Genomic DNA, 21,216 nt, shown 5'->3' with positions numbered 1-21,216 from the left:
GATTTCATTGCTGCGGGAAAGGATCTTTCTGAACATTAAGTGTTCGGAAAGCATAGTGTAATAATAAGAAACAGTAAAGGAAGAATATCATGGAAGTATATTTGGATAATTCAGCAACGACCAGATGCTATCCGGAAGTTGGGGATTTGGTTTATAAAGTGATGTGCCAGGATTACGGCAATCCCTCTTCTATGCACAGAAAAGGCGTGGAAGCAGAACGGTACGTGAAAGAGGCGAAAGAGAGACTGGCCAGGATTCTGAAGGTGAACACGAAGGAAATCTTTTTTACTTCAGGAGGAACCGAAAGCGATAATCTTGCGCTGATCGGCGCCGCCCGTGCAAATAAGCGGGCCGGTAACCATCTGATTACAACAGCAATTGAGCATCCTGCTATTCTGAATACAATGCGGTATCTTGAAGAAGAGGAGGGCTTCCGCATCACATACCTGCCGGTAGATGCACATGGAAGGGCAAAAATGGAAGCTTTGAAGGAAGCTCTGTGTGAAGACACGATCCTCGTATCAATGATGTATGTGAATAATGAAGTCGGTTCTGTGCAGCCCGTAGACGAGGCGGTTCAGATCGTAAAGAAATATAACCCGAACATTTTATTCCACTCAGACGCGGTACAGGGATTTGGCAAATATCACATATACCCGAAAAGGCAGGGAATCGACATGCTGACTGCCAGCGGACATAAGATTCATGGGCCGAAGGGAACCGGATTTATTTATATCAATGAAAAGGTGAAGATAAAACCGATCGTGTTCGGAGGGGAACAGCAGAAGAATATCCGTTCCGGGACGGAAAATGTTCCGGGGATTGCCGGGCTTGGTCTGGCGGCGCAGATGATCTACAGTGATTTGGATATGAAGGTGGCCTTGATGCGGGAATTGAAGGCATATTTTCTGGAAGGAATCTCCGGAATCGAGAATATCGCTGTACACGGCCTGACTGATGAGAACAGCGCGCCCCATATAATTAGTGTTGGAATTGCCGGAATCCGCAGCGAAGTGCTTCTGCATGCCCTGGAAGATAAAGGAATCTACGTTTCGTCCGGTTCGGCATGCTCCTCCAATCATCCGTCTGTCAGCGGTGTGCTCAAAGGAATCGGAGCGCCGAAAGAGTATCTGGATGCAACGCTGAGATTCAGTATGTCGGAGTTCACCACAAAAGAAGAAATTGACTATACGCTGGAGACGTTATATAATTGTGTTCCAATGCTTCGGAAATATACAAGACACTAAAATCTTGCGTTTCCTGCCAGGATGCAGGAAACGCAGCACATAAGGAGAGAGAGATGAGATTTCATTCATTCTTGATTAAATACGGAGAAATCGGTATTAAGGGTAAAAACAGATATCTGTTTGAGGACGCTCTGGTCCGCCAGATGCGCTTTGCGTTAAAAGGGGTAGACGGAGAATTCTATGTTCACAAAGCCCAAGGCAGGGTCTATGTGGAATGTGAAGGCGAGTATGACTATGAAGAGACGATAGAGAGCCTGAAGAGAGTATTCGGAATCGTGGGAATCTGCCCGGTCGTGCGTGTGGAAGACCGGGGATTCGAGCAGCTTTCCAAGGATGTTATATCCTATATGGAGGAAATGTATCCCGATGGGACCCAGACATTCAAGGTAGAGGCCCGGAGAAGCCGAAAACAGTATCCCATGACTTCGATGGAGATCAACTGCGAGCTGGGCGGGGTGATACTGGATGCATTCCCGGGAATGAAGGTAGACGTGCACAATCCGGATATCCGGCTGAATGTGGAGGTGCGGGAGGAGATCTATCTTTATTCCGAGATCATACCGGGACCCGGCGGTATGCCTGTGGGTACGAACGGCAGCGCCATGCTTCTGCTGTCCGGCGGAATCGACAGCCCAGTTGCAGGCTATATGATCTCAAAGCGGGGAGTCGGGCTGCACGCCACGTATTTCCATGCTCCGCCGTATACCAGCGAGAGGGCGAAAGAAAAGGTGGTTGATCTGGCCAGACTGGTTTCCAGGTACGCAGGGCCGGTTCAGCTGCACGTTGTTAATTTCACGGATATCCAGCTCTATATCTATGAAAAATGCCCGCATGAGGAGCTTACCATTATTATGCGCAGATATATGATGAAGATTGCGGAGCATTTTGCAAAGGAGAACGGCTGCCTGGGCCTGATCACAGGGGAAAGCATCGGACAGGTTGCGAGCCAGACCATGCAGAGCCTTGCGGCCACAAACGCAGTGTGCACGCTGCCTGTTTACCGCCCATTGATCGGATTTGATAAACGGGAAATCGTGGAAATCGCAGAGAAGATCGATACGTATGAGACTTCGATCCAGCCATTTGAAGACTGCTGCACCATCTTTGTGGCAAAACATCCGGTTACAAAACCGAATCTGGAGCGGATTGAAAAGTCGGAGCTGAATCTGACAGAGAAGATAGATGAGCTTGTGAAGACGGCAATTGATACGACAGAGATACTGACAGTGAAGTAGTGTGCCGGGGGGATGACTCTTCCGGCCGCGGCGTGTGCATCCCCCGGAGAGTTTCATATAATAGGAAAATGCCGGGCATTTTTCTATTATATAAAAAGGGCTGCCTCTTGTGAGACAGCTCATATCATGCAGATGTATGCCAATCCGGCATTCTGTATACCGTGTCCGGGGCGGACACGCTTTTTGTTTTTGTGGTGTTGAGCCACTTACTATTTAATAATGTATGGATCCAGTGCGCTGAGAATGTCGTCTGTTACATTACCCTCAGCATGTACGTTCAGTTCGATCGGTTTTGAAAGATCTAAACTGAAAATACCCATGATTGATTTGGCATCTATGACATACCTTCCGGATACTAAATCAAAGTCATTATCAAATTTTGTAATTTCATTTACAAATGATTTTACTTTGTCGATCGAGTTTAAAGAAATCTGTACTGTTTTCATCGTGAAATCCCTCCTTAATATACATTTACAGGGTTTTACCCTATGTCTATTCTACGAGAAGACAGTTTAAAAGTCAAGAAACAAAGAAGGAAAAAAGTAACAATTTATAACAGCTCAGACAGGTCTGCGCATTTACTGTACAGACCGCACGTAAACATAGTGGCTGACGGCATCCAGTTCTTCGCCGCGGGCAAATTCTAATAGGCTGGATGCGTAACAGTTCAGGTTTGCCTGAACTGTTACAACAATTTAGACAAGAAAATAGGAGAATTAATTTATGAAGAAGGTTGCACTGCACAATCTGGGGTGTAAAGTGAATGCTTACGAGACTGAGGCGATGCAGGAAATGTTGGAGAATGCAGGGTATCAAATCGTTCCGTTTAAAGAAGGCGCGGATATCTACATTATTAACACCTGCACCGTGACAAATATTGCGGACCGCAAGTCCAGGCAGATGCTCCACCGGGCCAGGAAGATGAATCCGGATGCGGTGGTGGTCGCTGCGGGATGCTATGTGCAGGCGCAGGAGGACAAGCAGGAGATAGATCCCTGTATTGATATTGTGATTGGCAATAATAAGAAACAGGATCTGCTGACTATCCTGGAAGAATATGAAAACAAGCATCATGCAAAAGAAACGGCTGGCCACAACTCCGTATTCGCCAGGGAATTGATAGATATCAATCATACGAAGGAATACGAACCCTTGCGCCTGTCAAAGACGGGGGAGCATACGAGGGCTTATATTAAGGTACAGGACGGCTGCAATCAGTTCTGTTCTTACTGTATTATTCCCTATGCCAGGGGACGTGTGAGAAGCCGGGCAAAAGAGGATGTGATGGAGGAGGTAAAACGCCTTGCAGAAAACGGGTACCAGGAAGTCGTCCTCACAGGAATCCATCTGAGTTCCTATGGGATTGACCTGGAGGAGCCGGAAAACCTGCTGTCCCTGATTCAGGCGGTGCATGAGATCGGGGGGATCAAAAGGATACGCCTGGGTTCTCTGGAGCCGCGCATCATAACGGAAGAGTTTGCGAAGAGGCTTTCGTCACTCGAAAAGCTTTGTCCGCATTTTCATCTGTCTCTGCAGAGTGGGTGCGATGCGACTCTGAAAAGAATGAACAGAAGGTACGACAGCAGGGAATACTATGAAAAATGCCGGCTGCTGAGAAAGTACTTTGATCATCCCGCGCTGACAACCGACATCATCGTCGGATTCCCCGGGGAGACAGAAGAAGAATTCGAGCAGTCCAGGGCATTTGTGGATAAGGTAGACTTTTATGAGACCCATATTTTTAAATACTCAAAAAGGCAGGGCACAAAGGCTGCGGTCATGGAAAATCAGGTGCCGGAACAGGTAAAGTCACAAAGAAGTGAGATTCTGCTTGCCCTGAATGAGAAAAAGAGACTGGCCTACGAGAAAAGTTTTATCGGAAAAGAAGTGGAAGTTCTGCTCGAGGAAGAAATAGAACAAAATGGCAGGAAAAAGCTGGCCGGCCATACAAAAGAGTATATGAAAATTGCACTAGACGCGGATAAAAATCAGCAGAATTGTATCGTAAAAGTTGAAATTGAAAATGATTTACAAATTATACATTGAATTTTAGCAGTGTTTATATTAGAATTGTAAATAGGGTACTAGGCAAGAATGCCGGATTTATGTTACTATGTGCGACCCCTGGGCCGTGAATAGTAACGGATTTATCAAAAGATTGTTGGAAAATACAGATAGCACTAAAACAACAGGGTACACAAAAATGGAGGAGAAGAAATGAGCGATTTAAGCAACACCCAATTCTTTCAGGTAGAGCCGGGTCCCCAGATTTCCGCAAGGGATATTCTGGAGATCGTATACAAAGCTCTGAAAGAGAAGGGGTATAACCCGGTGAACCAGATTGTCGGTTATATCATGTCCGGCGATCCGACTTACATCACAAGTTATAACGGCGCAAGAAGCCTGGTGATGAAAGTGGAGAGGGATGAACTGGTAGAAGAATTGTTAAAAGCGTATATTACGCACAATTCCTGGGAATAATCATTATGAGGATTATGGGACTTGATTATGGCACGAAGACAGTCGGCGTCGCGATCAGCGATGCTCTGGGACTTACTGCCCAGGGAATTGAAACAATTCAGAGAAAAGAGGAGAACAAGCTGAGGCGGACTCTGGCGCGTATCGAAGAACTGGTTTCTGAATACGAGGTGGAGAAGATCGTGCTTGGTTTTCCAAAACATATGAATAACGACATAGGAGAACGTGCGGAGAAATCTTTAGAGTTCAGGGATATGCTTGCGCGGCGCACCGGGCTGGAAGTCATCATGTGGGATGAGCGCCTGACGACCGTGGAGGCAGAGCGGACTTTGATTGAGAGCAATGTGAGACGTGAGAACCGGAAAAAGTATATTGACAAGATTGCGGCAATATTCATCCTGCAGGGATATCTGGATTCTGTATATTTGCAGAGGCAGACCGGGCAGGGCAAGTAAAGCACGGCCTGCGGGCAGATGCAGTGGCTGCGGAAATAAGGGGACATTTGTATGGAAAAGATTAAATTTACATTTGAGGATACAAGTGAAACAGTAGAATTTTTTGTTCTGGAACAGACAAAAATTAATGGTGCTGTATACATACTGGTCACAGACTCAGAAGAAGATGACGCGGAATGTCTCATATTAAAGGACATGAGTTCTGCAGAGGATGCGGACAGTGTCTATGAGGTTGTTGAAGATGATACTGAGCTTCTGGCGGTTTCCAAGGTTTTTGAGGAACTGCTGGAGGACGTAGATATTGAAATGTAAGATCTGTATCCGCCGTGCGGCATAAGTTTACGGGGCCGGGCTGCGGTAGGCCATAAAAGGCAAAAGATTTTTACAATAGATTTACTTACTGCTAATGAATCGGAGTATGGCAATGGAACAGGAAAAAGTGCAGGAACTGCTTAAAGTAAAACTGAGAGAAAAAGGCTTAAAAGTAACACAGCAGAGATTGCTGGTTTTACAAACGCTGGCTAAGAACAGCGGCAGCCATATGGCGGCTGAAGACATATACGAAGTGATAAAGGAGGGCTATCCTGAGATTGGACTTGCCACCGTTTATCGTACTTTGCAGCTGCTCCTTGAAATGCAGTTGGTGGACCGCATTAATTTAGATGACGGGTGTGTCAGATATGAGATCGGACATATTTTTGAAGGTGATACAAAGCACAGCCATCATCATCTAATATGCAGGACATGTGGAAAGGTACTTCCTTTTGAAGATGACCTCCTGGAGGAACTGGAGCGTCATATTGAGGAGGATACAGGATTCCATGTGCTGGATCACGAACTGAAATTTTACGGACTTTGTAAAGAATGCCTCAGTAAAAGCAAATAATCCGTTGTTAAATGTAACGGAGGGTTGCTGTTTTTTTCATGCGCAGAAGTAGGTGCTGTTCACACACTTCAGGTGCGCACGGCATGTTCTGGACATTAATGAAGTAAGTACATAAAACACATGGAGGTGTAAAATTATTGAAAAAAACAAACAATGGTAAATTAAGGATTATCCCTCTCGGCGGTCTTGAGCAGATAGGGATGAATATTACTGCCTTTGAATACGAGGACAGTATTATTGTAGTGGACTGCGGACTCGCATTCCCGGAAGACGATATGCTCGGTATTGATCTTGTAATACCGGATGTAACATATCTTAAGGATAATATCGACAAGGTTAAGGGATTTGTTATTACCCATGGACATGAGGACCATATCGGCGCCCTGCCCTATGTACTGAAGGAGATCAATCTCCCGATTTATACAACAAAGCTGACCATGGGTATTATTGAAAATAAATTAAAAGAACACAATCTGGTCCGCGGTACAAAGAGGAAAGTGGTACGCCACGGGCAGTCAATCAACCTTGGTAAGTTCAGAATTGAGTTTATCAAGACCAACCACAGCATTCAGGATGCATCCGCGCTGGCTATCTATTCTCCGGCGGGTATCGTAGTGCATACCGGAGACTTCAAGGTGGATTATACGCCGGTATTCGGCGATGCCATCGATCTGCAGCGCTTTGCTGAGATTGGCAAGAAGGGCGTGCTGGCGCTGATGGCGGATAGTACGAACGCAGAGAGGAAAGGGTTTACCCAGTCTGAGCGGACAGTGGGAATCACGTTTGACCATATTTTTGCGGAGCATCAGAACACAAGGATTATTATCGCGACATTTGCATCCAATGTAGACCGTGTACAGCAGGTCATCAATTCTGCATATAAGTACGGCCGCAAGGTGGTAGTGGAAGGCCGCAGTATGGTAAATATTATTTCAACAGCATCGGAATTGGGATACCTGAATATACCGGATAATACACTCATTGAGATTGACCAGATGAGACATTATCCGCCGGAGAAGATGGTGCTGATTACGACAGGAAGCCAGGGAGAATCCATGGCGGCGCTGTCCAGAATGGCTGCGGACGTACACCGTAAGGTTACTATTCAGCCGAATGATACGATTATATTCAGTTCCAACCCGATACCGGGTAACGAGAAGTCTGTATCACGTGTTATCAATGAATTATCTGCAAAGGGAGCGAACGTAATTTTCCAGGATGCTCATGTTTCCGGACATGCCTGCCAGGAAGAACTTAAGCTGATTTATTCCCTTGTAAAACCTAAGTATGCCCTCCCGGTGCACGGCGAATACCGCCACCTAAAGGCAAATGCGGCGATTGCAAGTTCTCTGGGTATACCGAATGAGAATATCTTTATTATGCAGTCCGGAGATGTCATGGAGTTGAGTGAGGATGAGGCTAAACTCGTGGATAAAGTACACACAGGCGCAATCCTGGTGGACGGGCTTGGAGTCGGAGACGTTGGAAACATCGTACTCAGAGACAGGCAGCATCTGGCGGAGGATGGTATTCTAATCGTTGTACTGACGCTGGAAAAGGGAACAAACCACCTGCTTGCAGGACCGGATATTGTATCCCGCGGTTTCGTCTATGTGCGTGAATCAGAAGGGCTGATGGAAGAAGCACGCCAGGTAGTGACAGACGGCCTGGAGCGCTGCCTTGCCAATAAGCATGCGGACTGGAATAAGATCAAACTGGCTATACGCGACACAATGAATGATTTTATCTGGAAAAAGACAAAGAGACGCCCGATGATTATACCAATTATAATGGATGTGGATGTGTAAGATATGATAGTTGATGAACGTATCGTTACATTCATCAATTCCATGGAGACAGAGAACAGTGAAATACTGGAGGCCATCGAGAAGGAAGCCCTGGATACTTGCGTTCCGATCATAAGAAAAGAAATGCAGAGCTTCCTCAAGGTGCTTATCACCATACAAAAACCTATGCGCATTCTCGAAGTCGGGACTGCCGTAGGTTTCTCTGCGTTATTGATGAGTGAATACGCCCCGGAGGGGTGTGAGATTATAACAATAGAAAAATATGAAAAAAGAATTCCCATTGCCCGTGAAAACTTCAGGAGGGCGGGGAAAGAGCAGCAGATAACCCTGCTGGAGGGGGATGCTTCTGAGGTGCTGAAAGACTTGGACCAATCCTTTGATTTTATCTTTATGGACGCTGCCAAGGGCCAGTACATCCATTTTATGCCCGAGGTCCTGCGGCTTCTGGCGGATGGCGGCACGCTCGTCTCAGACAATGTCATGCAGGACGGAGATATTATCGAGTCCCGCTTTGCAGTAGAGCGCAGGAACCGCACCATTCATGCCAGGATGCGGGAATATCTGTATGAACTGAAGCATAAAGAAGGGGTGGTAACGTCCATACTGCCACTGGGTGACGGCGTAGCAGTCAGCACAAAAAGAGGACAGCTGAAAGAGGAAATGTAATAGAAAGGAATAGGAAATGGGAAGACGTCCAGAACTTTTGATTCCGGCGAGCAGTCTGGAAGTATTAAAAACAGCAGTTATATTCGGAGCAGATGCAGTATATATTGGCGGAGAGGCTTTTGGGCTCCGTGCAAAGGCCAAGAATTTCTCTATGGATGACATGAAGGAAGGCATTGCCTTTGCCCATGAGCATTGTGTTAAAGTATACGTCACAGCCAATATACTGGCGCATAACCGAGATCTGTCCGGTGTAAGAGAGTATTTTAAAGAACTGAAGGAAATAAAACCGGACGGCCTGATCATAGCGGATCCGGGGGTATTTGAAATTGCAAAGGAAGTATGTCCTGAGATTGAACGTCATATCAGTACACAGGCCAATAACACGAACTACGGCACATATAATTTCTGGTACAAACAGGGAGCTAGCCGTGTTGTCTCGGCAAGGGAGCTTTCGCTGGATGAACTGAGAGAACTGCGTGCCAATATACCGGACGATCTTGAAATAGAGACATTTGTCCACGGGGCCATGTGTATCTCCTATTCCGGAAGATGTCTGCTGAGCAACTATTTTACGGGCAGAGACGCGAACCAGGGCTCCTGTACCCACCCCTGCCGCTGGAAGTATGCGGTTGTAGAGGAGACAAGGCCCGGCGAGTATATGCCGGTCTACGAGAACGAGAGAGGCACCTATATCTTCAATTCAAAGGACCTGTGTATGATCGGGCATATCCCCGAACTTCTGGAAGCGGGCATAGACAGTCTGAAGATCGAAGGACGCATGAAGACTGCCCTGTATGTGGCAACCGTTGCGAGGACTTACCGCAAAGCCATTGATGACTGCCAAAAAGATCCAAAGCTGTACAGAAAAAACATGCCCTGGTACCTGGAACAAATCTCTAACTGCACATACCGCCAGTTTACAACGGGGTTCTTCTTCGGAAAGCCGGATGAGACAACCCAGATCTATGACAGTAACACCTATGTCAAAGAATACACATATCTAGGAATTATCGGCCAGGAGCGGGACGGGCTGTACGAAATAGAGCAAAGAAACAAATTTTCCGTAGGTGAAACAATAGAGATCATGAAACCAAACGGAGATAATATAGAAACTACCGTGCTTCAGATCATAAACGAAGATGGAGAAGAACAGGAAAGCGCGCCGCATTCCAAACAAAAATTGCAGATCAAACTGAGCAGAAAAGCAGAAAGGTTTGATCTTCTTCGGCGGAGGGAATAGGGAGAGGACGCGAAATAAAGGGATAGCCGCAAGCCGTCCAAGTGCATACATGCCGTTTTGATGTGCGGACACGGACCTAAGAAATTCTAGGAAGCCGGCAGCTAAAAAAGTGGGGCACAGGCGACACATCACGAGAAATCCGATGATTTCTCGCGCTGGGTCGCCTAATTTTGTGATTCGGTGATCACAAAATTTCCCCACTTTTTTAGCTGCCGGCTTCCTAGAATTTCTAAGATCCGCTTTAGCACTTCAAAACGGTATGTATGCACTTGGACGGCTTGCGGCTATCCCTTCATTTCGCTGGTGCATCCGGACGGTAGGGAAGACCAGGTGGCTGGTCTTATAGACGGTGGAGGCGAATTGATACACTGCAGCCGTTTGGTGTCACTCCCAGGGGAGGGGCCTTTACTGCCGATGGATGAACCAGCTGAAAAACCGGGAAGCCTGCCCCAGGCGGGGAGCATCTATGCCATTTTAAAAGTCCTATAGTTTACGCTAGAGGCCCTTAAGGAAAAAAACAGAAAATGGTGGGCAGAATTTGCCGTCTCACGGCAAATTCTGAAGCGGCCTAAGGCCCAAAATTATCGAATTTTGGGCTGCATGCCGCTGGCCCGCCATTTTCTGTTTTTTTCCCATTAGGGCCTCTTACGTAAACGGCGCGGATTTTTAAAATGGCATAGATGCTCCCCGCCTGGGGCAGGCTTCCCGGTTTTTCAGCGTCCCTCTTCCGCAAAAAACTCCCCATTACACCCCCTTAGAAGAATTCCCGCAGCTTTTCCACCGCACTTTTTTCGATACGGGAGACGTAGGAGCGGGAGATTCCCAGCTGCCTGGCAATTTCCCGCTGTGTGTATTCTTCCCCGTTGTAGAGGCCGTACCGCATTTTCAGAACGAGCCTTTCGCGTTGGGAGAGTTCGTTTTCAACTTTGTCATAAAGCTTCTGGATATTTTCTTTGAGGTGGATTTTCTCGGGGACATCTGCTTCGTCGGTTTCGATGATGTCATAAAGCTTGATTTCGTTGCCTTCTCTGTCGGTACCGATAGGTTCATACAGCGAGATTTCCTTGCTTGTTTTCTTTTTGGCCCGCAGATACATCAGAATTTCGTTTTCAACACATTTGGAAGCATAGGCTGCAAGCCGGTTGCCCTTATCGGGATTAAATGTAACGACAGCTTTGATCAGGCCAATGGTTCCTATAGATATGAGATCCTCAGGGTCCTCGTCGAGATACTGGTATTTTTTAATGACATGTGCAACGAGCCGCAGATTTCGTTCGATTAAGACATGTTTTGCCTGAAGGTCGCCCTCTGTATATTTTTGCATGTAATATTTTTCTTCCGATGGAGTGAGGGGATTTGGAAAAGATTTCAAGAACAGCACCTCTAAGCACATTTGATATAGTCTATGTGAAAAACGTCAAAATTGTGCTTTTCCACACAAAATAAATAGGGGGACGAGGAGGGGACGCCTGTCCGGGAGGGGGCTTCTGCCGCAGTCCGGGAAACTTCCATGCCCCTTTTCGGCTGCGGCCCGTTTGCTTAGTCTCGCTAGATAAAAACCGCATCGGATGGGGAGGCGCCAGCGGCATTCACCCCGCAATTCTGAAGAATTGCGCGGCTCAGGCCGCTTTGAAATCTGCTTCGGAAGCAGATTTCAGCCTCCCCATCCGATGCGGTTTTTATCAAACGAGACTACGTGCACTCTATGCGTCCGAAAAGGGGCATGGAAGTTTCCCGGACTGCGGCAGAAGCCCCCTCCCGGACAGGCTGGTCGCATCCGGACTCTGGATATTTCTTTTGTCGGGGCGGGAATCTGCGAGGGAGGCGGATTGAATCGCATATGGGCGATTTAATGACTGGGGTATTTGTGTGATTTTTTAGTAAGCCATCTCCAGCCTTCAGATATCCGTCCCTACATCACAAATACGCCTCCTCCGCAGATCACCCTCCGTGGGAGTATTTTATCTTCCGCCTTGATGCGCCCAGCTGAGAGAGAGGGGAGACTGGTTTCCGGCGGGGCGGTGTATGCCATTTCAAAGTCCATAGAGTGCGTCTTAGAATCCGTTGGGGAAAAAACAGGGAACTTGGAGGGCGGAATTTGTTTTACAAAAACAAATTCTGTTGCCGCCGGCGGCGCGAATGCATCGGCATTCGGGCCAACTGCGGCATGTCCCTCCAAATTCCCTGTTTTTTCCCCTACGGATTCTTAACGCACGGGCAGGATCTTGAAATGGCATACACCGCCCCGCCGGAAACCAGTCTCCCCTCTCTCTCAGCGCCCCCCTCAAAGCAAAAAACTCCCCTCAAAGATCTCCTTCTTGACAGGAGTGAGACAGTAAGTTATGATGGATTCACCAGTTCCGGGGATTTCTTCCCTGGTTGTCAATTCGGGCCGTTTCGGCCATGTTTCATTTATTTACTTATTTATTTTTGATCAATGCTTGAAAGGAGTGTGTGAATGAGTTTCAGCACAGTTTTATCAGCGTCTGTTCAGGGGCTGAAGGTGGAGTTTGTACATGTGGAGGCGGATGTCAGCAATGGGCTTCCTGCTTTTCATATGGTTGGGTATCTTTCTTCGGAGGTGAAGGAGGCAGCAGAAAGAGTGCGGACGGCAATCCGCAATTCGGGCCTGGATTTTCCGGCTAAGAAGACGGTGATTAATCTGTCACCGGCAACGATGAGAAAGAGAGGGGCGGCGTTTGATCTGCCCATTGCGGTGGCAATTCTTGTATCCCTGGGGCTGATTCCTGAGGACAATGTGAAGAATGCCCTGGTTATAGGGGAACTGAGTCTGGACGGATGTTTACAGAAAGTTCCGGGAATTCTTCCTGTGATTATGGAGGCAAGGGCGGCAGGGATTCCCGTGTGTGTAGTACCGAAAGCAAATGCACCTGAGGGTGCGCTTGTAGAAGGAGTCGCGGTGCTGGGGGTCCGAAATCTTCATGAAGTTATTTCTTTTTTGTCTGGAGAAGTGCGGCTGGAGCCAGAGCCGTATCCAAAACATAAGAAAGAGGAACCCGTACAAAAGTTTCCGGATTACAGTGAGATACAGGGACAGGAAAATGTAAAGAGGGCCGCAGAAGTAGCCGTAGCGGGCGGCCATAACCTTTTGCTGGTTGGGCCGCCGGGAAGCGGAAAAACAATGGTGGCCAGACGAATTCCGGGGATTCTTCCGCCTATGACGCTGGAGGAAAGCATGGAAATTACGAAGATATACAGCATAATGGGGCTGGTAGATAAGGAAGCACCGCTGATACGGCAGAGACCATTCCGCAGTGTCCATCATACGGCTACGAAGGCGGCGCTGATTGGAGGCGGCCTGGTTCCTGCTCCCGGTGAGATCAGCCTGGCTCATGGCGGCGTACTGTTTTTAGATGAACTTCCGGAGTTCCAGAAGGCGGTGCTAGAAGTGCTGCGGCAGCCTCTGGAGGAACATCAGATACGCATAACGAGGGCCCACGGCAATTATGTGTTCCCGGCTAATTTTATTTTGATTGCGGCCATGAATCCATGCCCCTGCGGCTGCTATCCGGATTTTGAACGGTGCACCTGTACTCCCGGTCAGATCCAGCACTATTTGGGTAAGATCAGTCAGCCTTTTATTGATCGTCTCGACATTTGTGTGGAGGCTCCCAAAGTGGAGTACGAGGCACTTTTGCGAAAAAGAAAAGGAGAAAGTTCCGAGGAGATACGAAGACGCGTATGTGATGCCCGTGAAATTCAAAACCAGCGGTATGCAGGAACAGGTATTGTTTCAAATGCGATGCTTGGGGTAAAAGAGCTGGAGGTATACTGCAGGCTTGGAAAAGCGGAAAACAGGCTGATGGAGCAGGCATTTACTTCCCTCAGGCTCACGGCCAGAACCTACCATAAAATCGTGAAGGTGGCCAGAACGATTGCAGATTTGGACGGGCAGGAAAGAATTGCTGTGAAACATATAAAAGAAGCCATAGGTTACCGTACGATGGACAAAAAATACTGGGGGAGATGAGAAAATGAAATATGAATATTGGCTTGCTGCTATTACACCTTTGAGTGACCGTAAAAAATATCTGCTAAGAAAACATCTTGGTTCCGGTGAATGTATATTTTATATAGAAGAAACAAAACTAAAAGAATTAGAGTTCTTAAATGAAAGGGACATCCATACAATTAGGCAGGCGCAAAAGGAGCGAAATCCGGAGGAAACAGCAGCAAAGCTGGAGGAGAAATCCATCCGCTTTGTTCCCTGTTTTTCCCGGGAATTTCCAGGAAGGCTGCGGACAATTCCGGATCCGCCCTATGCGCTTTACGTAAAAGGCAGACTGCCGAAAGAGGAGAAAAGGGCGGTTGCAATTGTGGGCGCCAGGCGCTGTACACCCTATGGAGAAAAGTATGCCCTGGAATTCGGGGAACGGCTTGCCGCGTGCGGCGTTTCGGTTATCAGCGGGCTGGCAAGGGGCATAGACGGAACCGCCCAGCGGGGCGCTCTGATGGGAAAGGGCCACACCTATGCGGTATTAGGCTGTGGGGTGGATATCTGTTATCCACGGGAACATATCGGGCTGTATGTGGATATTTTGGAAGAGGAAGGAGGAATTCTGTCCGAATTTCCGCCTGGAACCCCTCCCGCACCCCAGAATTTTCCCCGTCGGAACCGGATTATCAGCGGTTTGTCGGATTTGGTTCTTGTGATCGAGGCACGAGAGAAGAGCGGATCATTGATTACCGCGGATATGGCCCTGGAGCAGGGAAGGGATGTGTATGCGCTGCCGGGGCCTGTTAACAGCAGCCTGAGCCAGGGATGTAATGAGCTGATCCGGCAGGGCGCAGGTATTCTGTTGTCCACAGAAATGCTTCTGGAGGAGCTGAATATGAACTGCACCGAAGAGAACAAAAAAACAGCCAAAATTGAAAAAGTGCTTGAAAGTGGGGAAAATATGGTGTATAGTCGTCTTGGTTTGTATCCCAAGAATCTCAGCCAGCTCACAGAGGAAACTAAGCTGCCGGCAAATGAGGTACTTGAGCGGCTTGTGTCGTTAGAACTGAAAGGATACATCAAAGAGATTTCAAAAAATCATTATATTAAGATAAAATGATAAATAGAGGCGTGAAAGCCTATTGGAGGAAGTTTATGGCACATTATCTGGTTATTGTGGAGTCACCTGCCAAGGTGAAAACAATCAAAAAGTTCCTGGGGAGCAACTATTCAGTTGCTGCATCGAACGGTCATGTCCGAGATCTGCCCAAGAGCCAGCTGGGCATTGACATAGAGAACGACTATGAGCCCAAATATATTACGATTAGGGGAAAGGGAGATATCCTGGCGAATCTGCGCAAGGAAGCAAAGAAAGCCGACAAAGTCTATCTTGCAACTGACCCCGACCGTGAGGGAGAGGCGATATCCTGGCATCTGGCAACGGCCCTGAAATTAGATGATAAGAAAATGCGCCGTATTACATTCAACGAGATTACTAAAAATGCCGTAAAGGCATCTTTAAAGGCCCCCAGGGATATTGATATGAGTCTGGTTGACGCCCAGCAGGCACGCCGTATCCTGGACAGAATGGTGGGCTACCGTATAAGCCCAGTGCTGTGGGCAAAAGTAAAGAGGGGACTCAGTGCGGGCCGCGTGCAGTCGGTTGCGCTTCGTCTGATTGCAGACAGGGAGGCCGAGATCGATGCGTTCATACCGGAAGAATACTGGTCTCTGGACGCTGTTTTAAAGGTAAAAGGCGAAAAGCGTCCGCTGGTGGCTAAGTTTTACGGTACAGAGAAACAGAAGATGACGATTGGTTCAGAGGAAGAACTGAATCAGATAATCAAAGCGGTAGACAACGAAGAGTTTAAAATCACTGATATTAAAAAAGGAGAACGCATCCGCAAGGCCCCGCTTCCTTTTACCACCAGTACACTGCAGCAGGAAGCCGCTAAGGTACTGAATTTTGGAACACAGAAAACGATGCGCATTGCACAGCAGCTGTACGAAGGAATTGATATCAAGGGGAACGGGACAGTCGGTGTGATTACTTATCTGCGTACGGATTCCACCAGAATCTCCGAGGAGGCGGATGAAGCGGCAAGAGAATATATTGCGTCAGCCTATGGAAAAGAGTATGTGGCAGCAGGCGCTCAGGCGAAAAAGACCGAGAAGAAGATTCAGGATGCGCATGAGGCCATCAGGCCTACCGATATTACCAGGACTCCGGCCTCTTTGAAAGATTCTCTTTCCAGGGATCAGCTGCGCCTGTACCAGCTGATCTGGAAACGGTTTGCAGCAAGCAGGATGCAGCCTGCAAAGTATGAAACGATTTCTGTAAAAATAGGAGCGGGTGATTACCGGTTTACAGTAGCAACTTCCAAAGTAGTATTCGATGGTTTCCGCAGCGTTTACACAGAGGCTGACGAAGAGAAAGAGGAGAGCAATGTTCTGGTAAACGGCCTGGGTATGGACACCCGACTGAATAAGGAGAGCTTTGATTCAAAGCAGCATTTTACGCAGCCGCCGGCGCATTATACGGAGGCGACTCTGGTTAAGATGCTGGAAGAACTGGGCATTGGCCGTCCAAGTACTTATGCTCCTACGATCTCCACGATCCTGGGACGCCGCTATGTCACAAAGGAAGCAAAGAACCTTTATATCACAGAGATCGGCGAGGTCGTGAATAATATCATGAAGCAGTCTTTCCCAAGCATTGTGGACGAGAACTTCACTGCCAATATGGAAGGCCTGCTGGATATGGTGGAAGAAGGCAAGGTGCCTTGGAAAGAGGTCATCCGTAACTTCTATCCGGATCTGGAAGAAGCAGTGCAGATCGCCGAGAAAGAGCTGGAAAGCGTTAAGATCGAAGACGAAGTGACAGACGTGATCTGTGAAGAGTGCGGCCGCAACATGGTGGTAAAATATGGTCCTCACGGAAAGTTCCTGGCTTGTCCGGGATTCCCGGACTGCAAGAATACAAAACCATATCTGGAGAAGATTGGCGTTCCATGCCCGGTCTGCGGTAAAGAAGTAGTAATCCGCAAGACAAAGAAGGGCAGAAAGTATTATGGCTGTGAAAATAATCCGGAATGCGAGTTTATGTCCTGGCAGAAGCCATCCAAGGAAAAGTGCCCTGAATGCGGCAATTATATGGTAGAAAAAGGCAGTAAACTCGTATGTGCAGATGAAAAATGTGGATATGTCCGAAATCTGAAAAAAAATTAGATAAATGACGTTGATATTTCGTGAGTTGTATGATAACATAACTATATCGAACGAATTGGAACGAGTTGTATACACAATTAAATCTGGAGGAAATCAATGAGCGTACAGTTATTGGATAAGACAAGAAAAATTAATAAGCTGCTTCATAACAACAATTCCAGCAAGGTGGTTTTTAACGATATTTGTGCCGTCCTTACGGAGATTCTGGATTCCAATGTCCTTGTTGTCAGCAAAAAGGGCAAGATATTGGGAGTGAGCAAATGTGGACAGGTGGAAGGCATTAGGGAACTCGTTGGCGAGTCAGTCGGTGCGCATATCGATGAGATGCTGAACGAACGTCTGCTTAATATCTTATCTACCAAAGAGAACGTAAATCTGGAAACACTTGGTTTTTCGCCGGAAGCGGTGAGAGGGTACCAGGCTATTATTACACCGATTGACATAGCAGGAGAGCGTCTGGGAACTTTGTTTATTTACAAACAGAATTCCGTATATGAGATTGATGACATTATCTTGAGTGAGTACGGAACAGCGGTCGTAGGGCTGGAGATGCTTCGCTCCGTCAATGAAGAGAGCGCGGAGGAGACGAGAAAAGAACACATCGTTCAGTCTGCGATCAGCACCCTTTCTTTTTCAGAGCTGGAGGCAATTATTCATATTTTTGAGGAACTGGATGGTACGGAGGGCATACTTGTAGCAAGTAAGATTGCAGACCGTGTGGGCATTACCAGATCCGTAATTGTCAATGCACTTAGAAAGTTTGAAAGTGCAGGTGTGATAGAGTCCAGGTCATCCGGCATGAAAGGGACATATATTAAGGTTCTGAATGATTATGTGTTTACGGAACTGGAAAAAATAAAAAAAGAGCGTCTGTAGATATTCAGACGTATTTATCTATTATTGAGCATAGTAAATTGGAGAGGGTATCAGGCAGCTGATACCCTCTCTTATGATAACAATCAATCATGATCCGGAAGTTAAGGGCAGAAAGTCAGATCGTTTAGGAGGCGGAGAAATATGTATGAAGGTAACCCGGTAGACTTACAGATGGAAAAAGTAATTTCGGCAGATGTAATTTTTGACGATGCGACGCATCATTGCAAGGTTTTTAAGTATGATTTGGAGGAAGATTACATATACTTGCAATTAAAAGAAGATGATTTGACGGCAATTTCCCTGGATGCCAAATATCAGTGCTATATTTCCACTAAGAAAGAACTGCTTTACTGTACTGGAGCAGTGAAAGAACGCTTTCAGTGTGAGAATGGCAATATGCTTGTCTTTAAGATAGAGAATGGATTCTATATTGTGGATAGCGTAAAACGGCCGATTAAACGAAAGTAAGCAAAAGATTTAACAGAAGTCAGTTTTATAAACTAAGAATCCCGCAGGGCATACCGTAACACATGCCGTTACTGTGCACGCCCGTAGGGGGTGAACAGTAACGCAAGCTGCAAAATAATGTATAAATTTTAGAAACTCTGTTGACAAATTGGAAACAGAGTGCTATTTTATATTCATGAGGTTAGCACTCAAAAGAAATGAGTGCTAATAACTAGCAAAATCAATTAAGGAGGAATTACTATGAAATTAGTACCATTAGGTGACAAGATTGTATTAAAACAATTTGAAGCGGAAGAAACAACAAAGTCAGGTATCGTCCTGCCGGGTCAGGCAAAAGAAAAGCCGCAGGAGGCATTGGTAATTGCAGTTGGACCTGGTGGAAATATAGACGGTAAAGAAGTGACAATGCAGGTAAAAGTCGGCGATAAAGTTATCTACTCCAAATATGCAGGAACGGAAGTAGAGTTAGAAAAAGAAGAGTATATCATTGTAAAACAGAGCGACATTTTGGCAATTGTTGAGTAGGGGGTCCGTTAAAATTAATTTAATTGCTTGACTAATTTCTATAAAATAATATGTTTTAACAGATGAACTTGAAGAAAGAATTTAATTAGAATAAGAGGAGTGACAGACATGGCAAAGGAAATCAAATACGGAACAGAAGCCAGAGCAGCGCTGGAAAAGGGTGTTAACAAGCTGGCCGACACAGTAAGGGTAACATTGGGACCAAAAGGAAGAAACGTTGTACTTGACAAATCATTCGGAGCACCGCTTATTACAAACGATGGTGTAACGATTGCAAAAGAAATCGAACTGGAAGACGGATTTGAAAACATGGGAGCACAGCTGATAAAAGAAGTGGCGTCCAAGACAAACGATGTAGCCGGAGATGGTACAACAACAGCTACAGTACTTGCACAGTCCATGGTACACGAAGGAATGAAGAACCTGGAAGCAGGTGCGAATCCGATCATTCTTCGTAAAGGAATGAAGAAAGCTACAGACGTAGCAGTAGATGCCATTGCAAAAATGAGCAGCAAAGTGAAAGATAAAGAGCAGATTGCCAGGGTTGCAGCCGTATCATCAGGGGATGATGCAGTTGGACAGATGGTAGCAGACGCTATGGATAAGGTTTCCAATGACGGAGTTATCACGATCGAGGAGTCCAAGACAATGCTTACCGAACTGGATTTAGTAGAAGGTATGCAGTTTGACCGTGGATACATTTCCGCATATATGGCAACAGATATGGAAAAAATGGAAGCAAATCTGGAAGATCCGTACATCCTGATCACAGACAGGAAGATCTCCAGCATTCAGGATCTTCTTCCGCTCTTAGAGCAGGTTGTACAGTCAGGCGCAAGACTTCTGATTATTGCGGAAGATATTGAGGGAGAGGCTCTTACAACATTGATTGTCAATAAACTGCGCGGAACATTTAACGTAGTAGCAGTAAAAGCACCGGGCTATGGTGACAGAAGAAAAGAAATGCTGCAGGATATTGCGATTCTGACAGGCGGACAAGTGATTTCAGAAGAACTGGGAATGGATCTGAAGGAAGCTTCCCTGGATCAGCTGGGACGTGCAAAATCCGTTAAAGTTCAGAAAGAGAACACTGTTATTGTTGATGGTTGCGGAGACAAGAAGGCAATCGAAGACAGAATTGCCCAGATCAAGAAGGGAATCGAAGAGACTACATCTGATTTTGACAAAGAAAAATTACAGGAAAGACTCGCAAAACTGGCTGGCGGCGTAGCAGTTATCCGCGTAGGCGCTGCAACAGAGACTGAGATGAAGGAAGCAAAACTCCGTATGGAAGATGCTCTGAACGCAACAAGAGCTGCAGTAGAAGAAGGAATCATCGCAGGCGGCGGTTCTGCATACATTCACGCAGCGAAAGAAGTTGAAAAACTTGCCGAGGAACTGGAAGGCGACGAGAAAACAGGCGCTAAAGTAGTTCTGAAGGCTCTGGAGTCACCACTGTACCACATTGCATCAAATGCTGGTCTTGAAGGAGCAGTTATCATTAATAAAGTAAGAGAGTCCGAACCAGGAGTTGGATTTGACGCATACAAAGAAGAGTATGTAGACATGGTAAAAGAAGGAATCCTGGATCCTGCAAAAGTTACCAGAAGCGCATTACAGAATGCAACAAGCGTAGCATCCACACTGCTGACAACAGAATCAGTAGTGGCTGCAATCAAAGAAGATACACCAGCAATGCCGGCAGGAGCAGGCGGCGGAATGGGTATGATGTAATTGGGTGAAAGGGGATCTTTGGTGAAGTAGGGTCCGCCTGCCGAGAGCGGTCAGTGGAATGGACGGAGGCGTACATCTGTTGGGGCTATGCGGCAACCCGTTTACGGGGAAACACTAACGTAAAAAGAACGGCCCACTGAGGGCACGTACAACATGCAACGGGAAAGCTTGATGCTTTCCCGTTTAAGTTGTACTGGGAATTGATTTGGTAAATCAATTCCCATCCCTCAGTGGGCCGCTCTTTTTACGTAAGTGTTTCCAGCCGTGCTCTCTAAGCCGCATAGCCCCAACAGATGTACGCCTCCGTCCATTCCACTGACCGCTCTCGGCAGGCTGCGCGCATCAAGACGGAAGATGCCCATTTTACCGGGAGGATTACGCAGGGCGGCGGATTGAGCTGATTGAGGGGAGC

At 46.8% G+C, this 21,216-nt stretch carries 19 protein-coding genes; 17 read left to right on the top strand and 2 right to left on the bottom strand.

The window, feature by feature from the left end; translation table 11 throughout:
• Window positions 1–89: 89 nt before the first annotated feature.
• On the top strand, window positions 90–1,247 hold the full coding sequence (locus BN1938_RS00715) for a cysteine desulfurase family protein (RefSeq protein WP_050638755.1): 1,158 nt from the start codon (window positions 90–92) through the stop codon (window positions 1,245–1,247).
• A gap of 53 nt (window positions 1,248–1,300) precedes the next feature.
• The gene (thiI, locus tag BN1938_RS00710; RefSeq protein WP_050638754.1) at window positions 1,301–2,482 is read left to right on the top strand and encodes a tRNA uracil 4-sulfurtransferase ThiI; all 1,182 of its coding nucleotides are present in this window, start codon (window positions 1,301–1,303) and stop codon (window positions 2,480–2,482) included.
• Between the two features lie 209 nt (window positions 2,483–2,691).
• Here thiI and BN1938_RS00705 read toward each other — a convergent pair whose 3' ends face one another.
• Window positions 2,692–2,928 carry an HPr family phosphocarrier protein gene (locus BN1938_RS00705; protein ID WP_050638753.1) on the bottom strand — a complete coding sequence of 79 codons (237 nt, stop codon included), beginning with the start codon at window positions 2,926–2,928 and terminating at the stop codon, window positions 2,692–2,694.
• Window positions 2,929–3,205: 277 nt separating this feature from the next.
• On the opposite strand from BN1938_RS00705, the gene mtaB reads away from it, so the two are divergent.
• From mtaB to BN1938_RS00665, 8 genes are all read left to right on the top strand, one after another.
• On the top strand, window positions 3,206–4,528 hold the full coding sequence (gene mtaB / locus BN1938_RS00700) for a tRNA (N(6)-L-threonylcarbamoyladenosine(37)-C(2))-methylthiotransferase MtaB (protein WP_050638752.1): 1,323 nt from the start codon (window positions 3,206–3,208) through the stop codon (window positions 4,526–4,528).
• Between the two features lie 171 nt (window positions 4,529–4,699).
• Window positions 4,700–4,963, top strand: a complete 264-nt coding sequence (locus BN1938_RS00695) for an IreB family regulatory phosphoprotein (protein WP_009003184.1) — start codon at window positions 4,700–4,702, stop codon at window positions 4,961–4,963.
• 5 nt (window positions 4,964–4,968) lie between these two features.
• On the top strand, window positions 4,969–5,415 hold the full coding sequence (gene ruvX, locus BN1938_RS00690) for a Holliday junction resolvase RuvX (protein ID WP_050638751.1): 447 nt from the start codon (window positions 4,969–4,971) through the stop codon (window positions 5,413–5,415).
• Between the two features lie 51 nt (window positions 5,416–5,466).
• Window positions 5,467–5,727 carry a DUF1292 domain-containing protein gene (locus BN1938_RS00685; RefSeq protein ID WP_025656754.1) on the top strand — a complete coding sequence of 87 codons (261 nt, stop codon included), beginning with the start codon at window positions 5,467–5,469 and terminating at the stop codon, window positions 5,725–5,727.
• A gap of 112 nt (window positions 5,728–5,839) precedes the next feature.
• Window positions 5,840–6,301 (top strand): Fur family transcriptional regulator, encoded by a 462-nt coding sequence (locus BN1938_RS00680; protein ID WP_173005585.1) that lies wholly within the window; start codon window positions 5,840–5,842, stop codon window positions 6,299–6,301.
• A 137-nt stretch (window positions 6,302–6,438) separates the two neighbouring features.
• The gene (locus BN1938_RS00675; protein ID WP_050638750.1) at window positions 6,439–8,109 is read left to right on the top strand and encodes a ribonuclease J; all 1,671 of its coding nucleotides are present in this window, start codon (window positions 6,439–6,441) and stop codon (window positions 8,107–8,109) included.
• Window positions 8,110–8,112: 3 nt separating this feature from the next.
• Window positions 8,113–8,775, top strand: a complete 663-nt coding sequence (locus tag BN1938_RS00670; RefSeq protein WP_050638749.1) for an O-methyltransferase — start codon at window positions 8,113–8,115, stop codon at window positions 8,773–8,775.
• A 16-nt stretch (window positions 8,776–8,791) separates the two neighbouring features.
• Window positions 8,792–10,015 carry a peptidase U32 family protein gene (locus BN1938_RS00665; RefSeq protein ID WP_050638748.1) on the top strand — a complete coding sequence of 408 codons (1,224 nt, stop codon included), beginning with the start codon at window positions 8,792–8,794 and terminating at the stop codon, window positions 10,013–10,015.
• Between the two features lie 754 nt (window positions 10,016–10,769).
• On the opposite strand, the gene sigK is transcribed toward BN1938_RS00665, so the two are convergent.
• Complete coding sequence (gene sigK, locus BN1938_RS00660) at window positions 10,770–11,408, bottom strand: RNA polymerase sporulation sigma factor SigK (protein WP_009003191.1); 639 nt, start codon at window positions 11,406–11,408, stop codon at window positions 10,770–10,772.
• A gap of 1,065 nt (window positions 11,409–12,473) precedes the next feature.
• Between sigK and BN1938_RS00650 the strand changes: the two genes are divergently transcribed.
• The 7 genes from BN1938_RS00650 (at window position 12,474) to groL (ending at window position 20,804) form a co-directional block, all read left to right on the top strand.
• A complete protein-coding gene (locus tag BN1938_RS00650) occupies window positions 12,474–14,006 on the top strand; it encodes a YifB family Mg chelatase-like AAA ATPase (protein WP_050638746.1) in 1,533 nt (510 codons plus the stop codon).
• Between the two features lie 4 nt (window positions 14,007–14,010).
• Complete coding sequence (gene dprA, locus BN1938_RS00645; protein ID WP_050638745.1) at window positions 14,011–15,093, top strand: DNA-processing protein DprA; 1,083 nt, start codon at window positions 14,011–14,013, stop codon at window positions 15,091–15,093.
• A 35-nt stretch (window positions 15,094–15,128) separates the two neighbouring features.
• Window positions 15,129–17,201 carry a type I DNA topoisomerase gene (gene topA / locus BN1938_RS00640; RefSeq protein WP_050638744.1) on the top strand — a complete coding sequence of 691 codons (2,073 nt, stop codon included), beginning with the start codon at window positions 15,129–15,131 and terminating at the stop codon, window positions 17,199–17,201.
• A gap of 96 nt (window positions 17,202–17,297) precedes the next feature.
• Window positions 17,298–18,077 carry a GTP-sensing pleiotropic transcriptional regulator CodY gene (codY, locus tag BN1938_RS00635; RefSeq protein WP_050638743.1) on the top strand — a complete coding sequence of 260 codons (780 nt, stop codon included), beginning with the start codon at window positions 17,298–17,300 and terminating at the stop codon, window positions 18,075–18,077.
• 141 nt (window positions 18,078–18,218) lie between these two features.
• Window positions 18,219–18,545, top strand: a complete 327-nt coding sequence (locus tag BN1938_RS00630; RefSeq protein ID WP_050638742.1) for a hypothetical protein — start codon at window positions 18,219–18,221, stop codon at window positions 18,543–18,545.
• Between the two features lie 240 nt (window positions 18,546–18,785).
• Window positions 18,786–19,070, top strand: a complete 285-nt coding sequence (gene groES / locus BN1938_RS00625) for a co-chaperone GroES (RefSeq protein ID WP_025656764.1) — start codon at window positions 18,786–18,788, stop codon at window positions 19,068–19,070.
• Window positions 19,071–19,178: 108 nt separating this feature from the next.
• Window positions 19,179–20,804, top strand: coding sequence for a chaperonin GroEL (groL, locus tag BN1938_RS00620; RefSeq protein ID WP_050638741.1), 1,626 nt, complete (start codon window positions 19,179–19,181; stop codon window positions 20,802–20,804).
• The last annotated feature ends 412 nt before the right edge of the window (window positions 20,805–21,216 follow it).

The organism is Eubacterium sp. SB2 (assembly GCF_001244405.1).
Lineage (GTDB): Bacteria > Bacillota > Clostridia > Lachnospirales > Lachnospiraceae > Faecalicatena > Faecalicatena contortus_B.
The sequence above is the reverse complement of the archived record's forward strand: the minus strand, read 5'-3'. Positions and strand labels throughout refer to the sequence as shown.

Bases quoted from the DNA above. Each gene is read 5' to 3' on its own strand.
- BN1938_RS00705 (WP_050638753.1), bottom strand. From the start codon at position 2,928: ATGAAAACAGTACAGATTTCTTTAAACTCGATCGACAAAGTAAAATCA.
- mtaB (WP_050638752.1), top strand. From the start codon at position 3,206: ATGAAGAAGGTTGCACTGCACAATCTGGGGTGTAAAGTGAATGCTTAC.
- BN1938_RS00665 (WP_050638748.1), top strand. From the start codon at position 8,792: ATGGGAAGACGTCCAGAACTTTTGATTCCGGCGAGCAGTCTGGAAGTA.
- BN1938_RS00685 (WP_025656754.1), top strand. From the start codon at position 5,467: ATGGAAAAGATTAAATTTACATTTGAGGATACAAGTGAAACAGTAGAA.
- BN1938_RS00630 (WP_050638742.1), top strand. From the start codon at position 18,219: ATGTATGAAGGTAACCCGGTAGACTTACAGATGGAAAAAGTAATTTCG.
- ruvX (WP_050638751.1), top strand. From the start codon at position 4,969: ATGAGGATTATGGGACTTGATTATGGCACGAAGACAGTCGGCGTCGCG.
- BN1938_RS00680 (WP_173005585.1), top strand. From the start codon at position 5,840: ATGGAACAGGAAAAAGTGCAGGAACTGCTTAAAGTAAAACTGAGAGAA.
- thiI (WP_050638754.1), top strand. From the start codon at position 1,301: ATGAGATTTCATTCATTCTTGATTAAATACGGAGAAATCGGTATTAAG.
- groES (WP_025656764.1), top strand. From the start codon at position 18,786: ATGAAATTAGTACCATTAGGTGACAAGATTGTATTAAAACAATTTGAA.
- BN1938_RS00695 (WP_009003184.1), top strand. From the start codon at position 4,700: ATGAGCGATTTAAGCAACACCCAATTCTTTCAGGTAGAGCCGGGTCCC.
- sigK (WP_009003191.1), bottom strand. From the start codon at position 11,408: ATGTGCTTAGAGGTGCTGTTCTTGAAATCTTTTCCAAATCCCCTCACT.
- codY (WP_050638743.1), top strand. From the start codon at position 17,298: ATGAGCGTACAGTTATTGGATAAGACAAGAAAAATTAATAAGCTGCTT.
- topA (WP_050638744.1), top strand. From the start codon at position 15,129: ATGGCACATTATCTGGTTATTGTGGAGTCACCTGCCAAGGTGAAAACA.
- BN1938_RS00670 (WP_050638749.1), top strand. From the start codon at position 8,113: ATGATAGTTGATGAACGTATCGTTACATTCATCAATTCCATGGAGACA.
- BN1938_RS00715 (WP_050638755.1), top strand. From the start codon at position 90: ATGGAAGTATATTTGGATAATTCAGCAACGACCAGATGCTATCCGGAA.
- groL (WP_050638741.1), top strand. From the start codon at position 19,179: ATGGCAAAGGAAATCAAATACGGAACAGAAGCCAGAGCAGCGCTGGAA.
- BN1938_RS00650 (WP_050638746.1), top strand. From the start codon at position 12,474: ATGAGTTTCAGCACAGTTTTATCAGCGTCTGTTCAGGGGCTGAAGGTG.
- dprA (WP_050638745.1), top strand. From the start codon at position 14,011: ATGAAATATGAATATTGGCTTGCTGCTATTACACCTTTGAGTGACCGT.